Genomic DNA, 17,910 nt, shown 5'->3' with positions numbered 1-17,910 from the left:
AGTGATATTTATCCATAAATTCAATAAAAACTGCTGATATCATGGATATTCTTTTAATTCCCCACGATATACGGGATTTTAACCTTTCAGTAGGCATGTGCATATGCTTTAAGCAAGGGCGAAGGACCCGGTAAGAAAGGAGAATGAAGAATGAAGATTCGGAAAAAGCTGTCATTGTCGCTCATGATCATTACTTTATGCTTTTCAGTACTTGCCGGTTGCGGCGGAAAGTCAGAGACGGTAAAGGTGAAGATTGGGGAGGTTACCCGCTCTGTCTTTTATGCACCCGAGTATGTTGCCTTGACTCAAGGTTTCTTCAAAGATGAAGGGCTGGATGTAGAACTGCAGACGATTCCCGGTGGCGATAAAACGATGACTGCATTGCTCTCAGGAGCTATTGATGTGGCGTTGGTTGGTTCAGAAACCTCCATTTACGTGTATCAGCAGGGCTCGGATGATCCGGTCATTAATTTTGCACAGCTGACTCAAAGGGATGGAACATTCCTGTTCGCCCGGAAGGCTGATGGAGATTTTAATTGGGATAAAGTGAAGGGCTCTACCTTCCTTGGTCAAAGAAAAGGCGGAATGCCACAAATGGCAGGCGCGTTTACTTTATCTAAAAAAGGAATTGATCCTGCGAAGGATATTACCTTGATCCAAAATATCGATTTTGCTAATATTGCCGGTGCATTTGCTTCAGGTACTGGTGATTATGTGCAGCTGTTTGAGCCGCAGGCCTCTATCTTCGAACGAGAAGACCGGGGAGCTGTAGTGGCATCGTTTGGGGTAGAGAGCGGTTATTTACCTTACACAGTATTTATGTCAAAGAACAGCTATATAAGCAAAAATGGGGACACCGTGCAAAAGTTCACTAATGCCATCCAGCGTGCTCAGCTTTGGGTGAAGGAACATAGTCCTGAAGAAATTACGGATGCCATAATAACTTATTTTGATAAAACGGATCGTGACATTGTGATTTCTGCTGTAAAACGCTACAAGGAACAGGACACCTACGCCATTAATCCGGTTGTTGATAATGAAGAATGGAATAATCTGCTGGATGTTATGGATAACGCAGGTGAACTTAAAGAACGTGTTCCAGCAGAAAAAATCGTGAACAATACTTTTGCTGAAAAAGCTGAAAAGACCATAAAGAGCAGTGGCTCTAAATAAGAGAGATAAGATCCTAAATGGATTTTGTTAACTATAAGGAGGGGATGACCTTGCTTCCAGTAGTGCAATTAAAGGGAGTAACGCATGCCTATCTCGGCGATCGGGAAGCTTCACTGGCCGTTGAGGATCTAAATCTTAATGTCGAGCAGGGAGAGTTCGTCAGCTTAGTAGGTCCAAGTGGCTGTGGCAAGACGACTCTCCTATCGATTATTGCCGGACTGCTGCAGCCCTCTGAGGGTGAAGTATTCGTAAATGGCCAACCCATTCTAGGCCCTTCACCTGAGGTTGGATATATGCTGCAGCAGGATTATCTTTTTCCTTGGCGGAGTATTCTTGACAATGCTGTGCTTGGACTGGAGCTGACCGGAAGCATAAACGAGGAGAGCCATAAACGGACTTTGGAGCTGCTTCGCGAGATGGGATTAGAAGGGAAAGAACATGCCTATCCTTCTCAGCTATCCGGAGGGATGCGGCAACGGGTGGCTCTTGTACGAACATTAGCTACCAATCCAGGACTGCTGCTGCTAGACGAGCCGTTCTCGGCACTTGATTATCAGATCAAACTTCAGCTGGAGGATTTAGTCTCAGAGACCTTACGCAGCCGGGGAACCACGGCTATTTTGGTCACGCATGATCTGTCAGAAGCGATTGCGGTCAGCAGTAGGGTTATTTTATTGCAGCGAAATCCAGGGAAGATTCGTAAAGTGTTTCCTGTTCCGGAGCTAATCCGCTCAGCCCCACCGCTGTATGCGCGTGATCAGCCAGGGTTTGCGGAGCTTTTTCATGAAGTATGGACAGAGATGGAGATCGCAGGGAGGGAAAGCTAATGAAACGAACAGAGCAAGCGGGAGTTTTAGCTTCCCGTGAACTGTGGCTGCAGCAAATGCATGTGGATTTCAAAAAAAGAAAGCAGCGCCAGCGTAATCAGGTAATTGCTGTAAGAAGCAGTCTGTTGCTGCTGTTCTTTGTGCTGTGGGAAGCGGGAGCAAGAATGGGCTGGATTGATGAGTTATTGTTCAGCTACCCGACAAAAATCTTCAAGCAGATTTGGCAGGATATGATCAGTGGAAGCTTGTGGCCTCATTTGGGGATGACGGTAGGAGAGACTGCGGTAGGGTTTGTTCTGGGAACCTTGTTAGGAACGCTGCTGGCAGTGATTATTTGGTGGTCTCCGTTTTTATCAGCGGTGCTTGATCCGTTTATGGTTGTCTTTAACAGTATGCCGAAGGTGGCCTTGGGGCCGATTTTTATCGTAATGTTCGGGGCGGGTTTCACCGCTATCGTTGTAACAACCTTATCGATTACGGTGATCATTACTACACTTGTTGTTTACAATAGCTTTTGTAGTGTGGATCCTAATCTTGTGAAGGTGGTTCGTTCTTTTGGAGCTTCTAAAGTTCAGGTGTTTTTTAAAGTGATTCTTCCGGCATCTTTTCCAACGGTTGTCTCTACCCTAAAGGTGAATGTGGGTATGTCATGGGTCGGGGTTATCGTGGGAGAGTTTCTAGTAGCAAAATCCGGTCTTGGGTACCTGATCATATATGGATTCCAGGTGTTTAATTTCACGCTTGTGATGTCCAGTCTGCTGATTATCGCAGCCGTAGCAACGGCAATGTATCAACTGGTAGTGTATCTGGAGAAGCGCTTGTTATACCGGCGGTAAGTCTAATGTAACGTTGTGTCCGTACACAAAATCTTGTAACATGTCTATATCTTTACCTATTAACGGTTAGTGCTTTTAAGGAGAGATAGGGTTATGGGATTTCGTGTGATTAAAACAGCTGCTGCGACGTTAATGTCCGTTCTTCTCGCGTCTGCAGTAGGCATACCCAATGCACAAAGTGCAGGGCTTTTAGCCATTTTGGGTGTGGAGGTTACCTTGAAAAGGAGTTTCCGGACGATAACGGCGCGTTTTTTGGCCTCGCTCGTGGGACTCTTTTTTGGGTGTATTTTATTTTGGATATTAGGGTTTCATTACTGGGTGCTTGGACTATACGTTCTGGTTGGCTTTCCGATGATTGTGAAGTCTGGCTACAAGGAAGGGATTGTCACTAGCTCTGTTATTGTGTTTCGTGTTTTTGGACAAGCTGAGTTATCGCTTCATGTGTTGTTGCAGCAAGTAGAGCTTCTGGCCATAGGTCTCGGTTCAGCGGGGGTGGTTAACTTGATTTACATGCCACAGACCGGGGGAGTTATTTATGGAATCCGCAAGGAAGTGGATCGATACTTTTCAGTTATTTTTACTCAGATGGCCCGTACTTTGCGTGAACCTGCGTATATGTGGGATGGCAAAGAATTAATTGATGCGGATAATGCAGTGCAGCGGGGACTGACTGCCGCTACTCGTGAGATGGAGAATCATGTGATTCATCCTGATGAAGCTTGGAATGTCTATTTCTATATGCGTAAGGAGCAGCTGGAATCGATTCAAAGCATGATGCAGCTGATTTCTCAAGTATATCGCCATTTACCGCATGGAGAGATGGTAGCTGAATTGTTCGACCAGCTTAGCGGAGATGTTTTGGCTGAAGAATATACAGGCCGCACGGAACATTTGCTGGAAGAGCTTGAACAAGAATTTGAAAGCATGGATTTGCCGGAGACACGTGAGGAATTCGAAGTGCGATCAGCGATTCTGCAGCTTTGCAGAGAATTGGCACTTTATTTGAAAATTGCGAAACGCCATAAAATACCGGTCAGCTATAAGCCTGAGAAACGTTTGCTCACCCGGAAAAAAGCTTAAAATTAGGCTTTAATAAAGTGAAGTATTAACATTCGCCCCTGAAATCACGATAAAATATGTATGAACTAAAAGTTGATCTCCGAAAGGGATTAACAATTATAGGGTGAGTTCAAATTCAAGCAGGAAATTCATATACGAATTTTCCGCATTGGCAGGTGAGGCGTATGGACAAAGATATGGAATCATTTATCGGAAAACAACTTGTAGCTAACCTCTTTAATGACAAAGGAGTATTTGTTTTACCCGCATTGACTTTATTGAGTGCTGAACATATTAGATTAATTCGACAACATAAGATCACTCTGGAATCTCATGACGTCGTCCAGCTGGATAGCGCGGAATTTTTCCAGCTTGCAATTGATGATTGTACAGCTGCGATTGAGAATATTTTTGAACAGATTCGTCATAACAAAAATAAAAGAATTCCTATGCTGGAAGTTAGAAATGAAGTGATTCCGTTTATCCAGCAGGTAAGCGAAAAGAATGACTTCTACGGAGTATTGGCTGCTTTGCAGACCAAAGATGATTATACATACAGACATAATGTAGCCGTGGGCATAATATCTACCTTGCTAGGCAAATGGCTGAAGCTAAAGTCTGAGGATTTGAGCATGTTGACCATTGCAGCGACTCTTCATGATATCGGCAAAATGAGAATCCCGGATGACATATTAACCAAGCCCGGTCCATTATCCGACGAAGAGTTTCAGCTGATGAAAAAGCATACGACCTTTGGGTATGAGATGATCAGGGATACGGTAGGCACAAACCATACCCAAGCGCTAGTAGCCTTACAGCATCATGAAAGAATGGACGGCAGTGGTTATCCATTTGGTGTGCTTGGGAACCGGATTACTGATTTCAGTAAAATCGTTGCTGTGGCTGATGTGTTTCACGCGATGACCTCCGACCGTTTTTATCGCAAAGCGGCTCCTTTATACGAAGTATTACTGCAAATGGAGGAGAGTGTGTTCGGTAAGCTCGACCCTTATATTTGCAGAGTGTTTATTAATAAGTTAATGCAGTCAATGCTAGGGAACGAAGTGGAATTGACAGATGGGCGAAAAGGAAAAATTGTTATGATTCTTGCTACAGACCCTTTGCGGCCACTGGTGAATATTGATGAGGATTTTATTGACTTAAGCAAACATAGATCGCTTGGAATTGTGCGGGTAATCCCGCAATAGCTGGTGTTTTAAGGTTTTTTTAGGGGTCAGGAATGGCTCTGGAACAGGTTGGACCATTTTTGGAATCTACTCATATATGTACAAATTTTGAAATAAAATGAACTATGAGTCTCCTGAAAAAGCCTTCTTGAGGGCTTACTCAAATTTATTTATAGTCTAACAATCAACAAATGCCTAGAACCTGCATACACTTGATAGTGAATGATTGTATGGAGGAGGTTCAAAGATGTCATTAAGCCATAAACGTCAAACAAGGGAGATCATTACGAAGGCAATTTGCGGCAAAGGTCGTAAGTTCTCTACAGCAACCCATACCGTGACTCCGCCACATCATCCGACTAGTATTTTGGGGGCTTGGATTATCAACCACCAATACGAAGCGGTTGCCGCCGGGAACGGAATCGAAGTAATTGGTACTTATGATGTAAACATCTGGTACTCGTACGACAAGAACAAGCAGACCGAGGTAGCAAAGGAAACAGTCTCTTATGTGGAGCTCATCCCGCTTTCCTACCTGGACACGAGACACCGCACTTCAACAGTTGAGGTCTCTGCGGAGGCAACGCAGGAACCCAACTGTGTAGAAGCGGGCGTATCGCCAGGCGGAGGCAGTGTGACACTTCGCGTAGAGCGCGAATTCGAAGTGGAGTTGGTGGCTGAGACCAAAGTCCGTGTGTATGTCACTGAGCAAAGTGATGATCCAGAAGACAAGGATTATGATTTTGAAGGTGATAGCTTCGATTACGATGATCTGGACCCTGACAATCTGGATGATGAGCTGTAAGGAAGGATACGCCGCCGTTAACTGAGTATCAATGGGTTATGGTCCATTATATGTAGGGAGTGCGGCGGCGTAGAGGGCGAATGCCCTCCTTTTTTTTATTTATTTTTAGGATGAAAAAAGGTTCACGCTCGGATGGAGGCGCTAAAGAGTATGAATGAAGGTCTTAAGGTGTATTCAGAATTGTCTGTGGCAGAGAGAGAGTCTAGATTGCTTAGAAGCGGAGTTGAAGCAACGCTGACGCCATCTGTAAAACGTTTTGTCGATACATATGCTTTACACGCTACTGAGAAGGGGCACAGGCAGTGTTATAAGATATTGGTTTATCATTTGACTGTGCTCCACATCTCTTTGCTTGGAGCGGGTCTTGGAATGCGTGCGGCCACCGATAATTATAGCGAAGCTGTGAGCTTTGCTAATGCCGAGAGCAATACCACGGGAGGCCGAGTGCGGGGAGAGCTTCGCGGGGTGATGAAATTGCTCCAGCGGATTGCTGTCCGCACGCTGTACAGCTTGGGGCTGGATAGCGGTGAGGTACTGCTGAGGGCAATGGGGAACCGGAGGTATGTGGTGGAGGGAGTCACTCCACTAGTAAAGACCTCCGGGCAACGATTGCCCGAGCCTTATCGTTCCGCAGCGTTAGCGCTGGAACGAAAGCAGGCTCTGGAGCAGCCGGGCCGCAGCGGCTTGCTGATGGGTATGGACCCGGAGTTCATCATCCTCCGGGAATCCACCGGCCGCGTCGTGCCTGCGTCGCGGTACCTGCCCACGGACGGCGTCGCTGGCTGCGACGCCGGACCTCCGGGAACGCGCGGCGCGTTCCCGGTCGCCGAGCTGCGCCCTCAGCCGCGCGGGGAACCGCGCGCACTGCTGGCGCAGCTGATGTCCGCCGCGGCGCTGGCGGACCGGCTCATCGCCGACCGCTCGCTGCGCTGGCGGGCGGGAGGCATGCCGCTGACGGGCTGGGCCCTCGGCGGCCATCTGCACTTCAGCGGCGTGACGCTGACGGCGCCGCTGCTGCGCGCGCTCGATAACTATCTCGCGCTGCCCATGCTTCTGCTCGAAGACGTCCGCGCAGGGGCGCGTCGTCCCCGATACGGCGTGCTCGGCGATTTCCGGACTCAGCCGCATGGCGGCTTCGAGTACCGGACCTTGCCGAGCTTCCTGGTATCCCCGGTCATCGCTAAAGGCGCGGTCTATCTGGCTCACCTAATCGTGAGCCATTATGAGGACCTGACGCAACGCCCGCTCGACCGGGAAGACCTGCATATCGCCTACTACAGCGGCGATAAACCTCCGCTGCGCGCCGCAATCCCCCCATTGCTGGCGCAGCTGCGTTCCCTAGGCGGCTACGAGATTGCCGCCCCCTATATCGAGCCTTTATTCGAATATATTGCCGCTGAACGGACGTGGGATGAATCACGGGATATACGTGAGTTATGGTGCAACAAAGTAAAAGTATGATTTTACTATTGGGTCTACATGTTAACGAGGGTCCATGAACCGATATCTTGAAAGCCAAGTCGTTTATAAATAACTCCGGCATGCGGGTTGTCATAAAAGAGGCATAATGACTTTCCTTCATGGAGCAGGTCTGCACATAGCTGTGCCATTACGTGCGAAGCAAGGCCTTGCTCTCTGAATGCTTGATGTGTGGCAACCCCTACAATCATCGCTGACATGGAATTTTCCGCTGAAGTTGAAGCGGTGACAATGACCTTATCTTCCCGTTCTATATAATACGTGCGGCCGGTGTTGCTTTCCAGCGTTTTACGCAGGCTGGTTCTTGAACCATTCCGGCTGCTTTCAAATTCTTCAATGGTATCCGTGAGTGCGCAAATCGCTTCTACATCCTGAACCGTAGCTTTTTTAATAGGCTCAGCTGAAGAGAAGGACTCACTTATTTTATTGTTCATTTCTTTTAATTCAGCAAAATACAGCTGTTTTACTTGTTTGAAATTAATTTCCCCGTCAAAAGCCTTCACCACCTCTGAGGCTCCGGAGATCATATGTATGTCATTATCCTTTCGGATAATCTCAGCGAACCCCTCGACATCAAAAGGGCCATCTGCATAAGGAAGGTAACTTCTATAGAAGCGCAGCAGAACGGCTTTTATCCGCCCGTCGGCTGGATCAATCTCTCCCCATAAATCCATGAAATCCTGTTCAAACCCAAAATTCTCCACATCGCCAATGATAAATAAATTAAGCGCCGGCTCTTTCCGCAGCAATGCCATCAGCAGCTCTTGATCATCCTTCGTTAGCTTTCGTATCATATTGTATTCTCCTTTGATTTTTATATGGGCTGACGCTCTGTGTTAAGATTTTACAATATTTAAAAGCAGAAGAATATACCTCCTGTAAGTGTTTGTCTGATAAGTATTCTAGTCTTTCGTTGTACTAATGTGAGGTTTCAGGGTAACTTTGTCCATCAATTTTCTGTTATAATGGGGGACAGCATTAAATAGGCATGGAGGTTGACCATGGCACAATATACGCCGATGATAGAGCAATATTTAAAGGTAAAGGAAGGGGCTAAGGATGCCTTCCTATTTTTTAGACTGGGCGATTTCTATGAAATGTTCTTTGAAGATGCCATTTTGGCTTCCAAGGAGCTTGAGATTACGTTGACAGGCCGCGAAGGCGGAGGTGAGGAGAAAATCCCTATGTGTGGAGTGCCTTACCACGCCGCCGAGGGGTATATTCAACGCCTGATAGAAAAAGGATATAAAGTCGCCATTTGTGAGCAGTTAGAGGATGCTTCAGTCACTAAAGGCATGGTGAAGCGGGATATTGTACGCGTCGTGACACCAGGAACCGTGATGGATGGAAAAATCATTGCTGACAAGAGCAATAACTACCTCGTTTGCGTCACCGAAAGTGACGGAATGATGGCATTAGCTGCCTGCGATTTAACAACTGGTGAGCTGTATGTTACTTCGGTATTATCTGGAGCCGAATGGCTGCGTGATGAGATTGGCATTTATGAACCGGCTGAGATCATCGGAGACGCTGCACTTTTGGAGATCCTGCGAAGCGAAACGCCGCTGTTAGCCAAACCTGTAGTTTACACCCCTTGGGAGAAACGCGAGGAGGAGCTGGCACGTCGTCAGTTCGGTGAAGCGGCATGGGTACGTCTAGAGAAGGAACGTGGACAATGTCTGGCGCTTCTGATCTCTTATCTGAATGAGACCCAGCGGCGTTCGTTAGGGCAGCTTAGTCAGATTTCTCCTTATGAACCAGGCAATTATATGATTCTAGATCCATTTACACGCCGGAATCTTGAACTAACCGAGACGGTTCGTGAACGCTCCAAAAAAGGATCCCTGCTTTGGCTGCTGGATCGAACGGAAACCTCGATGGGCGCCCGTCTGTTGCGTCGCAGAATTGATAAGCCGCTATTGCAGCGAGCTCCGATCGAACGGCGCCTAGAGGCTGTCGATTATTTGTACAATCAGTTTATCGTTCGCGAGGACCTGCGTTTAGCGCTTAAAGAAATTTATGATTTGGAGCGTTTGGTGGGTCGTATTGCTTTTGGCAGCGCCAATGGACGTGATATGAATGCTCTGAAATTATCGCTGGCGCAAATTCCTGCATTGAAGGAATTATGTATGACCTCCGGTTCAGCTACTTTACGAGAGATCGGTGCAAGTATGGATGAATGCGCTGAGCTGCGAGAGGATATTGACCGCGCAATCGTCGAGGATGCCCCGGTGTCTGTGCGCGACGGTGGAATTATCCGTTCCGGTTATCATGAACGTTTGGACGAGCTTAGGGAAGCTAGCAGTAACGGTAAACGGTGGATCGCTGAACTGGAAGCTAAGGAAAGACAGGCCACTGGCATTAAGTCACTGAAGATCGGCTATAACAAAATCTTCGGTTATTTCATAGAGATCACCAAATCCAATCTGGCTGCACTGCCGGAAGGACGATATGAACGTAAGCAGACGCTTGCCAACGCAGAGCGTTTTGTCACACCTGAGCTTAAAGAGAAGGAAGCACTCATCCTTGAAGCTCAGGATAAAATGACGGATTTGGAATACAGCCTCTTTACCGAGCTGCGTGATCGCATCAGTGGGCAAATTCCCCGCCTGCAAAATCTTGCAGAAAAGGTTGCCGAGATTGATGTGTATCAATGCTTGGCGGCAGTTAGTGCCGAACATCGTTTTGTGAAGCCAGTCCTTTCGGATGGTTATGATCTTCGGCTTGAAGGGGGCCGTCATCCTGTTGTGGAGGCGGTGCTTAAAGATTCCGCGTTTATTGCAAATGGAAGCACGCTGAGTAAGGAAGAAGGTAACATTCTTCTAATTACAGGTCCTAATATGGCGGGCAAAAGCACCTACATGCGTCAGGTGGCGCTGATCTGCATCATGGCTCAGATTGGATGTTTTGTTCCAGCAAACAGTGCTGAAGTTCCGCTTATAGACCGGATCTTTACTCGTATTGGAGCAGCTGATGATTTGATCGGTGGTCAAAGTACATTTATGGTGGAAATGGCTGACATCCAGGTTATGACAGAGAAAGCAACAGCTCGCAGCTTGATTATTATTGATGAGCTGGGAAGAGGTACCTCGACCAGTGAAGGTATGGCCATCGCTCAGGCGGTTATTGAATATGTACATGATGTTATTTCTTGCAAAGCTCTAGTTTCGACGCATTTTCATGAATTGGCTCATTTGGAAGGGAGTCTTAAAGGACTTCGGAATTACTCTATGGCTGTTCAAGAGAGCGGCGATAAAGTAAACTTCCTGCGCAAGCTAGTTCCTGGAGCGGCTGACAGCAGCTATGGGATCTATTGTGCACGTCTTGCGGGTCTTCCTGAAGGGATTATTGACCGAGCTTATGGTCTCTTACAGAGCATTGAGCAGGCAGCCCATCCTGGTGGTACTGAACTTCATTACGGGGGAAGCCTCGAAAGACAGGCGGCTGTAAGAGAAGTTGCTAGCACATCTTCCGTGGCGCAAGCCGTAAGTGTCATCACTGAGGCACCTGTAGAAAATGAGGTTGTTCAGTTGTCTATCTTTGGTGAGGAAGAACCACGCAAGAACCGCAAAGGTAGTGCACATCAAGTAGCGGTAACTGAAATCCATGAGAATCCCGCGCTAAAAGAGTTCATTTCTTCTGTGCGTGACGCTGATCTTATGAATATGACGCCGCTGCAGGCGATGAGTCTGTTGAACGAGCTGAAGATGAAGGTTAAGGATCTGCAATAAAGATTTTATAATAATTGATTGCCTAAATAAGAGGTGAATGAAATGGCCAAAATTCATATATTGGACGAGCATATTGCCAACCAGATTGCTGCGGGTGAAGTAGTAGAGCGGCCAGCTTCTGTTGTAAAGGAGCTTGTCGAGAATGCGATTGACGCTGGCAGTACAAGAATTGAGGTATCGGTAGAAGAGGGGGGCTTGCAGAGCATCCGCGTTAAAGATAATGGCTCTGGGATTGATCCTGAAGATTGTGAGACCGCCTTTTACCGGCATGCTACAAGTAAAATTCTGAATGGCCGTGATCTATTTCAAATCACAAGCTTAGGCTTCCGCGGAGAGGCACTTCCCAGTATTGCCGCGGTATCCAAGGTATCGCTTCTAACTGCAACTGCCGATGACGGCAAAGGGCGCCTAGTAGACATTGAGGGTGGCAATCTCATACGAAATGAGGACGCTCCTTCCGGCCGGGGAAGTGATCTTGCCGTTCGTGAATTATTTTTTAATACGCCGGCAAGGCTGAAATATATGAAGAGTATTCAGACGGAGCTGGGCCATATCTCAGATGCCATGTACCGCATGGCGCTCGCTCATCCGGGGATCTCTTTTACCTTGCATCATAATGGCAATCAGCTGCTGCATACGCTCGGAAATGGTGATCTGCTGCAGGTCATCGCAGCTGTTTACGGAACCAATGCCGCCAAAGCAATGCTGCCGATTACGGCAGAAGACTTGGATTACCGGATTTCCGGATATATTAGTCGTCCAGAATGGACTCGTTCCAATCGAAATGCAATCACTACTATTGTCGGTGGACGTTATATTCGCAGTAATGGTCTGAACGCAGCAATCATGCGCGCTTATCATACCTTGCTTCCGATTAACCGTTATCCGCTATTAGTTCTTGAACTGGATATGCACCCCTCTTTGGTAGATGTCAATGTACATCCAGCAAAACTGGAGGTTCGATTTAGTAAAGAGAATGAGCTTTACACCTTTGTTGAGCAGGAGATCCGCAAAATACTGCTGGGGCAAAGTCTGATTCCACGTCCAAGCAAGGAAACAATCGGACCCAAGGGCAGCAGCTCCTTTATTCAGGAGCAATTTGCCTTTTCCAAAGGGGCCGTTCCACCGTCATCTTCGACTGGTGATGTGAAGGATACAGCTCCCACGGGATCTGCCAACTTCTTAAGTGGACTACAGTCATCGAGCCTTGACCGTAATACCCGTGATTTTAGCAAGGAAGGTCAGGCGGATCATCAGGTGGCTCGCGAGGTGGCTCCAGCTTACGGGTCAGGCTATCCGTCTTCATCTTCGCAGGGGCGCCAAACTAGTGCGAATACTAGTTATTCCAATAGCTATCGCCCGCAAGAAACCTCAATGTCGCAGAAGCAGCTCCCTTCGGTTGAGAAGCTATGGGCTCCACCACAACAAGAAGAGCCTGGACTTCCGGCCTTTCCTGAGCTTAATTATATAGGTCAGCATCATGGGACGTATATTATTGCTCAGAATGATGGAGGGCTTTATTTAATCGATCAGCATGCGGCACATGAACGAATTAATTACGAATACTTCTATGAGAAATTTGGTCGGCCGGAGGATGCCTCACAGGAGCTGCTACTGCCGATTACGCTGGAGTTCACGCCTTCTGAAAGTCGCCAGCTTAGTGAACGTCTACATTGGTTTCAGCAGGCCGGGGTATACCTTGAGCACTTTGGCGGACAAACCTTTCTCGTTCGTTCCTTGCCCTATTGGTTTCCTGAAGGGGATGAGAAGGCGGTCGTTGAAGAAATGGCGGAGTGGGTCTTAAGTGAGCGTATGATTGATCTTGCGAAGCTAAGAGAAAAGTCATCGATTCTGTGTTCATGTAAAGCCTCGATTAAGGCCAACCATAAACTAACAGAACAGGAAGTGGAAGCTCTGTTATCCCGACTTGCAGAGTGCAAGCAACCGTATACTTGCCCACATGGACGGCCGATTGTGATCTCTTTTTCATCCTATGATTTAGAGAAATTGTTCAAGCGGGTTATGTAATTATACATTTTTTTGAAATTTGTTGAGAGCAAGACTGGAGGCACCATGATTATAACTACGGGGTATAGCCCGATAATGGAAATAGTAGAACGCGCGCAAAGCCTTGCGGAGAGAACGGGTTGTAGTTATGCTTCACGTGAGAAACTCTCAATTACAAGGATGGTTGAACATTACGGAGATGAGGATATTCTGATTCTATCTCAGGACGCTGTTCGACTACACCGCTTAGGAATGGAGCCTATGGAGTTTCATCCAAGCATGGGCTTCGTTCGCGCTAAACGAATCCTAAAGGGTGAGATCGAGCCGATGCTTGTTGCTGCTCGAATGCTTCCCGGAGATAGCGTATTGGATTGTACAGCCGGATTAGGAGCCGACTCCTTACTGTTTGCTGTGCATGGTGGTGAGTCCTCGGAGGTTACCGCTTTGGAGAGCTCATTACCGCTGTACGCACTGCTCAGTGAAGGGATGTCTCATTACACCTCTGGGCAAGTAAAGGTCAATGAGGCTTTACGCAGAGTTAATGTCGTGCATAGTGAACATTTGGATTATTTACGGTCTCAACCAGATCGAAGTGTGGATATTGTCTACTTCGATCCTATGTTTCGCGTGCCTCTGACGGGTTCTGCCTCGATTTCCCCGCTGCGGCAATTCGCTAACCGTGCAGCCTTATCGACAGAGAGTGTAGCAGAGGCGGTTAGGGTCGCCCGTAAGACTGTTCTTTTAAAAGAAAAGGCTTTGAGTGGCGAATTTGAACGCCTAGGGTTTACTGAGCTGCTCCGAAGCAACTCCAAAACATCGTACGGGGTGATACACATTGACAACTAAAGAAAGGCATAAGGTTCTAGTGCTGTTAGGACCAACTGCCGTAGGCAAAACCCGGTTAAGTCTGGAGCTGGCAGCAGCTTATAACGCTGAGATTATTTCCGGCGATTCGATGCAGGTTTATTGTGGTATGGATATTGGTACAGCTAAGATTACACCCGCTGAAATGAAGGGAATTCCCCATCACCTGATCGATATTCATGATCCGCAGGATGCGTATTCTGCCGCTGAATTTCAAGAGCAGGGCACTAGACTTATCGAGGAGATAAGCGCTAGAGGGAAGCTTCCCTTTATCGTAGGGGGGACTGGACTGTATATTGAGTCTTTATGTTACGGCTTTCAGTTCTCGGAAGCAGTGGCTGATGAAGCTTTCCGTAAAGAGCAGGATCAATTTGCGGAAGAATATGGAGCGCTTGCACTGCATGCCAGACTCGAGGCGGTTGATCCAGTCAGCGCAGCCAAACTTCATCCTAACGACCGTCGCAGAATTATCCGTGCACTGGAAATTCAACACCAGACAAACACTACACTTTCCGCTTCTCATGCTGCTCAAAAGAAGGAATCACCCTATGACTTATGTCTCATAGGTTTGACAATGGACCGGAAAATACTATATAAACGTATTGAGGACCGAATTGATAGCATGCTGGCGGATGGTCTCGTTGCTGAGGTGAAGGGACTGCTAGATAACGGTTACAGCAGAAGCCTTGTGTCCATGCAGGGATTGGGTTACAAGGAAATTGCCGCTTACCTGGCGGGAGAACTGACGCTGGAAGAAGCTGTGATACTGCTTAAACGCGATACTCGCCGATTCGCCAAAAGACAGTTGTCATGGTTTCGCCACATGAAGGAAATCGAGTGGATCGATGTCGAAGGTGAACAAAACTTTTCTGAGAATTTCTCAAAAATACGTGGTATAATAGCAGGAAAGTTTCTCTCAGGTCTTGAATATACTTCTGAACAATCTAATTGAACCATTGGGGGTACGTCATATGAACAAGTCCATTAACATCCAAGATACATTCTTGAACCAACTACGCAAAGAAAATATCCCTGCTACGGTATATCTGACCAACGGTTTTCAAATCCGGGGAATAATTAAAGCATTCGACAATTTTACAATCGTCATTGACAGTGATGGACGCCAGCAAATGGTGTATAAACACGCAATTTCCACGTTCACACCACAGCGTAGTGTATCACTGATGCAAGACAGCAGTAGTGAAGAATAATATTTATCAAAAATGAATTGAAACCTTTCTTGTTTATAAATCGTTTGAATAGAGTGTGAGAGAGCAACCTGTGAAGGTTGTTCTTTTCATTCATGGCAGACCATTTATGTTTATTTCCGAAAGGGAGTCAGGAGGCATTATGTCTAGAGACGATACATCCAGGACGAATCACAATAGAGATAGAGGATCGTCCAGTTCCAAATCAAAACCAAAATCAAAACCAAAAAAGAAAAAGAAATTTTTGACGAAGAAGCGTGTGCTGTGGAGCTTGTTCTTCGCTACGGCATTAGCCATTTTTTGTGCATTAGGTGGATATCTGTTCATTATGCTAAATGGTCAAAAGCTTCTGCTTGAGAACCAAGATAAGCTAACAGTGAATGAAACTACTAAGGTATATGACCGCAATGCTAATTTAATCGGCGAATTATCACTGGAGAAAAGTGATCCAGTAGAGTATGAAGAAATTCCACCGTTATTGGTTAATGCTTTTGTAGCCACAGAGGATAAACGTTTCTTCGAACATTCTGGTGTGGATTTATGGTCGATTGGCCGGGCAGCAGTAAAGGATATCGCCGCACGAAGTATGGTAGAGGGCGGTAGTACCATTACTCAACAGCTCGCCAAAAACATCTTCCTGACACGGGACAAGACGTTTTTCCGTAAAGCAACTGAAGTGTCTATTGCCGTAGCCCTTGAGAATCAGAAATCTAAAGAAGAGATCATTACGATGTATCTGAACCGGATTAACTTCGGGGGTACAATTTACGGAATTAAAGCAGCATCAGTAAGATATTTTGGTAAAAGTGATTTGAGTCAGCTTAAGGTCTGGGAAATCGCGACATTGGCGGCAATGCCAAAAGGCCCGTCTCGTTACAACCCGCTGCGTAACCCAGATCTTTCGAAGGAACGGCGCGCAGTAGTGCTTCAGCTTATGTATGAGCAAGGGTACATAACGGAGCAGGAAAGAGACGAAGCAAAAGCCGTAGATTATAACTATAAGCCGCCAGAAAAGAAACAGCGTTATCAAGCATTTATTGATTTTGCAGTAGATGAGGCGGAAGAAAAATTTGGATTGTCAGAAGATGATCTGAATATCGGCGGATACAAAATTTACACTACCATGGATAAGCATGCTCAAGAAACGGTTGAAGATGCTTTTGCAGATAGTGATAATTTTGAAAAGAGTGTAGATGAAGAGCTGGTACAAGGCTCAATGACGATTGTGAATCAGGAGAATGGCAGCATTGTCGCACTCCTTGGCGGACGGAATTATGAGAAAAAAGGCTACAGTCGTGTAACTGGCAGCCGTCGTTCTCCAGGTTCTGCTTTCAAACCAATTGTCTCTTATGCTCCAGCGCTGGAATCTGGGAAATTCACCATGAATTCAACGCTAAGCAATGAGAAGCAATGTTTCGCGAACTATTGTCCAACCAACCTGCACGGATATTCTAAGAGCATCAACATGAGTGATGCCATTCAGAAATCAGAGAATATTCCTGCTGTTTGGCTGCTCAATGAAATTGGTGTGAATACCGGATTTAAATTTGCCAAGAAACTAGGCATTGGATTGGAAGACGAGGATAAGAACCTCTCGCTGGCTCTTGGAGGCATGAGCAAAGGAACCAATACGCTGGAAATGGCGCAAGCCTACAGCGCTTTTGCAAATGGCGGCGAACTAAGAGAGGCTTATTCCATTAAATCCATCTCTGACAGCAGTGGTGAGACGGTCTACAAAGCGAATACAACGCCTGAGCGTGTGATGAGTAAGGAAACGGCTTATCAAATGACTGAGATGATGCAGAAGGTCGTGGAGAGCGGTACGGGTAGAAAAGCTAGGATTGACCGTCCTGTGGCCGGTAAGACCGGTACGACGCAAAGTGGATATTCTGGAATCAGCTCGAACCGTGATGTGTGGTTTGTAGGCTACACGCCGGAATGGACAGCAGCAGTCTGGATGGGTTATGACAAGCCAAGTAAAAAGCATCTGCTTAAGAACAGCAGTCCGCTTGCCGCTGCTTTCTGGGGTAAGGTCATGGAGGAAGCGCTGAAGGATGTTCCTAAGAAATCCTTCCCGCAGATCGATAACGAGATTGCCCCTGAGCCTACAGAAACACCAGAAACAGCTCAGACCGTTACTGGACTATCAGCAGCATATGATCCTTCTACGATGACTGTAAATCTCAATTGGGAGGCAGTTCCTATTTCCGGAGTTGAGTATCGTATTTATCGTAGAGAGACATCGGAAGCTGAGTTTGGCTCACTGTTAAATACAGTGACTACCAGCGCAGGGGATTTTAGTGCACTGCCTGGTTTGGTTTACGAGTATTATGTAACTTCTTATGACCCTGCGCTGAAAGTGGAGAGCGAACCATCAAATGTGGTTAGTGTATCCGTGCAGGATGAAATGCCGACCCCTGAACCAACCATAGATCCTAATCTTCCGACCCCGACCCCAGAGGAAGGTGGCAACAACGGAGAGAATGGAAATGGTGGCAATAACGGAGGCGGCAACGAGGGTGGCGGAAATGACGGAGGTACAGGGACGATCCCTGAAATCACCCCGCCACCGCCAACACCAGTGCCGACTCCAACTCCAGAACCCACTATCGGTGGAGAGGGTTCCGGCGATGAGAGCGGGAATGTGTCCACAAACCCTGATCCAGAGGCGGGGTTTGTGAACGGAGATTCTTCCGCTCAATAAACGAGTTTGAATTTCAAATAATAAGCTTTA

General features: G+C 46.9%; 15 protein-coding genes. 13 read left to right on the top strand and 2 right to left on the bottom strand.

The window, feature by feature from the left end:
- The first annotated feature begins 150 nt into the window (after nt 1–150).
- From NSQ50_RS17165 to NSQ50_RS17135, 7 genes are all read left to right on the top strand, one after another.
- The gene (locus tag NSQ50_RS17165; RefSeq protein ID WP_038571597.1) at nt 151–1,173 is read left to right on the top strand and encodes an ABC transporter substrate-binding protein; all 1,023 of its coding nucleotides are present in this window, start codon (nt 151–153) and stop codon (nt 1,171–1,173) included.
- 17 nt (nt 1,174–1,190) lie between these two features.
- On the top strand, nt 1,191–2,000 hold the full coding sequence (locus NSQ50_RS17160) for an ABC transporter ATP-binding protein (RefSeq protein WP_179086363.1): 810 nt from the start codon (nt 1,191–1,193) through the stop codon (nt 1,998–2,000).
- Nucleotides 2,000–2,836 carry an ABC transporter permease gene (locus NSQ50_RS17155; protein ID WP_036687759.1) on the top strand — a complete coding sequence of 279 codons (837 nt, stop codon included), beginning with the start codon at nt 2,000–2,002 and terminating at the stop codon, nt 2,834–2,836. The genes NSQ50_RS17160 and NSQ50_RS17155 overlap by 1 nt, the downstream gene beginning before the upstream one ends.
- 93 nt (nt 2,837–2,929) lie before the next feature.
- Nucleotides 2,930–3,916: an aromatic acid exporter family protein gene (locus NSQ50_RS17150; protein WP_036687757.1), complete on the top strand. Its 987-nt coding sequence runs from the start codon at nt 2,930–2,932 to the stop codon at nt 3,914–3,916.
- Nucleotides 3,917–4,080: 164 nt separating this feature from the next.
- A complete protein-coding gene (locus NSQ50_RS17145; RefSeq protein ID WP_051491532.1) occupies nt 4,081–5,103 on the top strand; it encodes an HD-GYP domain-containing protein in 1,023 nt (340 codons plus the stop codon).
- A 226-nt stretch (nt 5,104–5,329) separates the two neighbouring features.
- Nucleotides 5,330–5,887: an outer spore coat protein CotE gene (locus NSQ50_RS17140; RefSeq protein WP_036687755.1), complete on the top strand. Its 558-nt coding sequence runs from the start codon at nt 5,330–5,332 to the stop codon at nt 5,885–5,887.
- Nucleotides 5,888–6,037: 150 nt separating this feature from the next.
- Nucleotides 6,038–7,348, top strand: a complete 1,311-nt coding sequence (locus NSQ50_RS17135; protein ID WP_179087753.1) for a putative amidoligase domain-containing protein — start codon at nt 6,038–6,040, stop codon at nt 7,346–7,348.
- 14 nt (nt 7,349–7,362) lie between these two features.
- Here NSQ50_RS17135 and NSQ50_RS17130 read toward each other — a convergent pair whose 3' ends face one another.
- Nucleotides 7,363–8,160 (bottom strand): GNAT family N-acetyltransferase, encoded by a 798-nt coding sequence (locus NSQ50_RS17130; RefSeq protein WP_076223837.1) that lies wholly within the window; start codon nt 8,158–8,160, stop codon nt 7,363–7,365.
- 207 nt (nt 8,161–8,367) lie between these two features.
- On the opposite strand from NSQ50_RS17130, the gene mutS reads away from it, so the two are divergent.
- The 5 genes from mutS to hfq are packed head-to-tail and all read left to right on the top strand — an operon-like array spanning nt 8,368 to nt 15,179.
- The gene (mutS, locus tag NSQ50_RS17125; RefSeq protein ID WP_036687747.1) at nt 8,368–11,097 is read left to right on the top strand and encodes a DNA mismatch repair protein MutS; all 2,730 of its coding nucleotides are present in this window, start codon (nt 8,368–8,370) and stop codon (nt 11,095–11,097) included.
- A gap of 42 nt (nt 11,098–11,139) precedes the next feature.
- Complete coding sequence (gene mutL / locus NSQ50_RS17120) at nt 11,140–13,125, top strand: DNA mismatch repair endonuclease MutL (protein WP_036687745.1); 1,986 nt, start codon at nt 11,140–11,142, stop codon at nt 13,123–13,125.
- Nucleotides 13,126–13,170: 45 nt separating this feature from the next.
- The gene (locus NSQ50_RS17115) at nt 13,171–13,950 is read left to right on the top strand and encodes a class I SAM-dependent methyltransferase (RefSeq protein ID WP_036687743.1); all 780 of its coding nucleotides are present in this window, start codon (nt 13,171–13,173) and stop codon (nt 13,948–13,950) included.
- Entirely contained in the window at nt 13,940–14,920 is a 981-nt protein-coding gene (miaA, locus tag NSQ50_RS17110; protein ID WP_063829841.1) for a tRNA (adenosine(37)-N6)-dimethylallyltransferase MiaA, read from the top strand. Before NSQ50_RS17115 ends, miaA begins: the two co-directional genes overlap by 11 nt.
- 19 nt (nt 14,921–14,939) lie before the next feature.
- A complete protein-coding gene (hfq, locus tag NSQ50_RS17105; RefSeq protein WP_036687741.1) occupies nt 14,940–15,179 on the top strand; it encodes an RNA chaperone Hfq in 240 nt (79 codons plus the stop codon).
- Between the two features lie 168 nt (nt 15,180–15,347).
- Here the strand turns inward: hfq and NSQ50_RS17100 are convergent, their stop codons facing one another.
- Nucleotides 15,348–15,503, bottom strand: coding sequence for a hypothetical protein (locus tag NSQ50_RS17100; protein WP_248548744.1), 156 nt, complete (start codon nt 15,501–15,503; stop codon nt 15,348–15,350).
- Nucleotide 15,504: 1 nt separating this feature from the next.
- Here NSQ50_RS17100 and NSQ50_RS17095 point away from each other — a divergent pair, with 1 nt between their 5' ends.
- Nucleotides 15,505–17,880, top strand: a complete 2,376-nt coding sequence (locus tag NSQ50_RS17095) for a transglycosylase domain-containing protein (protein WP_339279319.1) — start codon at nt 15,505–15,507, stop codon at nt 17,878–17,880.
- Nucleotides 17,881–17,910: the final 30 nt, after the last annotated feature.

Source organism: Paenibacillus sp. FSL R10-2788 (assembly GCF_038003885.1).
Taxonomy (GTDB): Bacteria; Bacillota; Bacilli; order Paenibacillales; family Paenibacillaceae; genus Paenibacillus_AQ; species Paenibacillus_AQ odorifer.
Note: the sequence above shows the minus strand (reverse complement) of the source record. Positions and strands in the feature narration are given on the sequence as shown.

Excerpts from the sequence above, each read along its gene's own strand:
- NSQ50_RS17165 (WP_038571597.1), top strand. The coding sequence starts at position 151 with ATGAAGATTCGGAAAAAGCTGTCATTGTCGCTCATGATCATTACTTTA.
- NSQ50_RS17160 (WP_179086363.1), top strand. The coding sequence starts at position 1,191 with ATGGATTTTGTTAACTATAAGGAGGGGATGACCTTGCTTCCAGTAGTG.
- NSQ50_RS17155 (WP_036687759.1), top strand. The coding sequence starts at position 2,000 with ATGAAACGAACAGAGCAAGCGGGAGTTTTAGCTTCCCGTGAACTGTGG.
- NSQ50_RS17150 (WP_036687757.1), top strand. The coding sequence starts at position 2,930 with ATGGGATTTCGTGTGATTAAAACAGCTGCTGCGACGTTAATGTCCGTT.
- NSQ50_RS17145 (WP_051491532.1), top strand. The coding sequence starts at position 4,081 with ATGGACAAAGATATGGAATCATTTATCGGAAAACAACTTGTAGCTAAC.
- NSQ50_RS17140 (WP_036687755.1), top strand. The coding sequence starts at position 5,330 with ATGTCATTAAGCCATAAACGTCAAACAAGGGAGATCATTACGAAGGCA.
- NSQ50_RS17135 (WP_179087753.1), top strand. The coding sequence starts at position 6,038 with ATGAATGAAGGTCTTAAGGTGTATTCAGAATTGTCTGTGGCAGAGAGA.
- NSQ50_RS17130 (WP_076223837.1), bottom strand. The coding sequence starts at position 8,160 with ATGATACGAAAGCTAACGAAGGATGATCAAGAGCTGCTGATGGCATTG.
- mutS (WP_036687747.1), top strand. The coding sequence starts at position 8,368 with ATGGCACAATATACGCCGATGATAGAGCAATATTTAAAGGTAAAGGAA.
- mutL (WP_036687745.1), top strand. The coding sequence starts at position 11,140 with ATGGCCAAAATTCATATATTGGACGAGCATATTGCCAACCAGATTGCT.
- NSQ50_RS17115 (WP_036687743.1), top strand. The coding sequence starts at position 13,171 with ATGATTATAACTACGGGGTATAGCCCGATAATGGAAATAGTAGAACGC.
- hfq (WP_036687741.1), top strand. The coding sequence starts at position 14,940 with ATGAACAAGTCCATTAACATCCAAGATACATTCTTGAACCAACTACGC.
- NSQ50_RS17100 (WP_248548744.1), bottom strand. The coding sequence starts at position 15,503 with ATGAACAGATATCCACCTAATGCACAAAAAATGGCTAATGCCGTAGCG.
- NSQ50_RS17095 (WP_339279319.1), top strand. The coding sequence starts at position 15,505 with ATGCTAAATGGTCAAAAGCTTCTGCTTGAGAACCAAGATAAGCTAACA.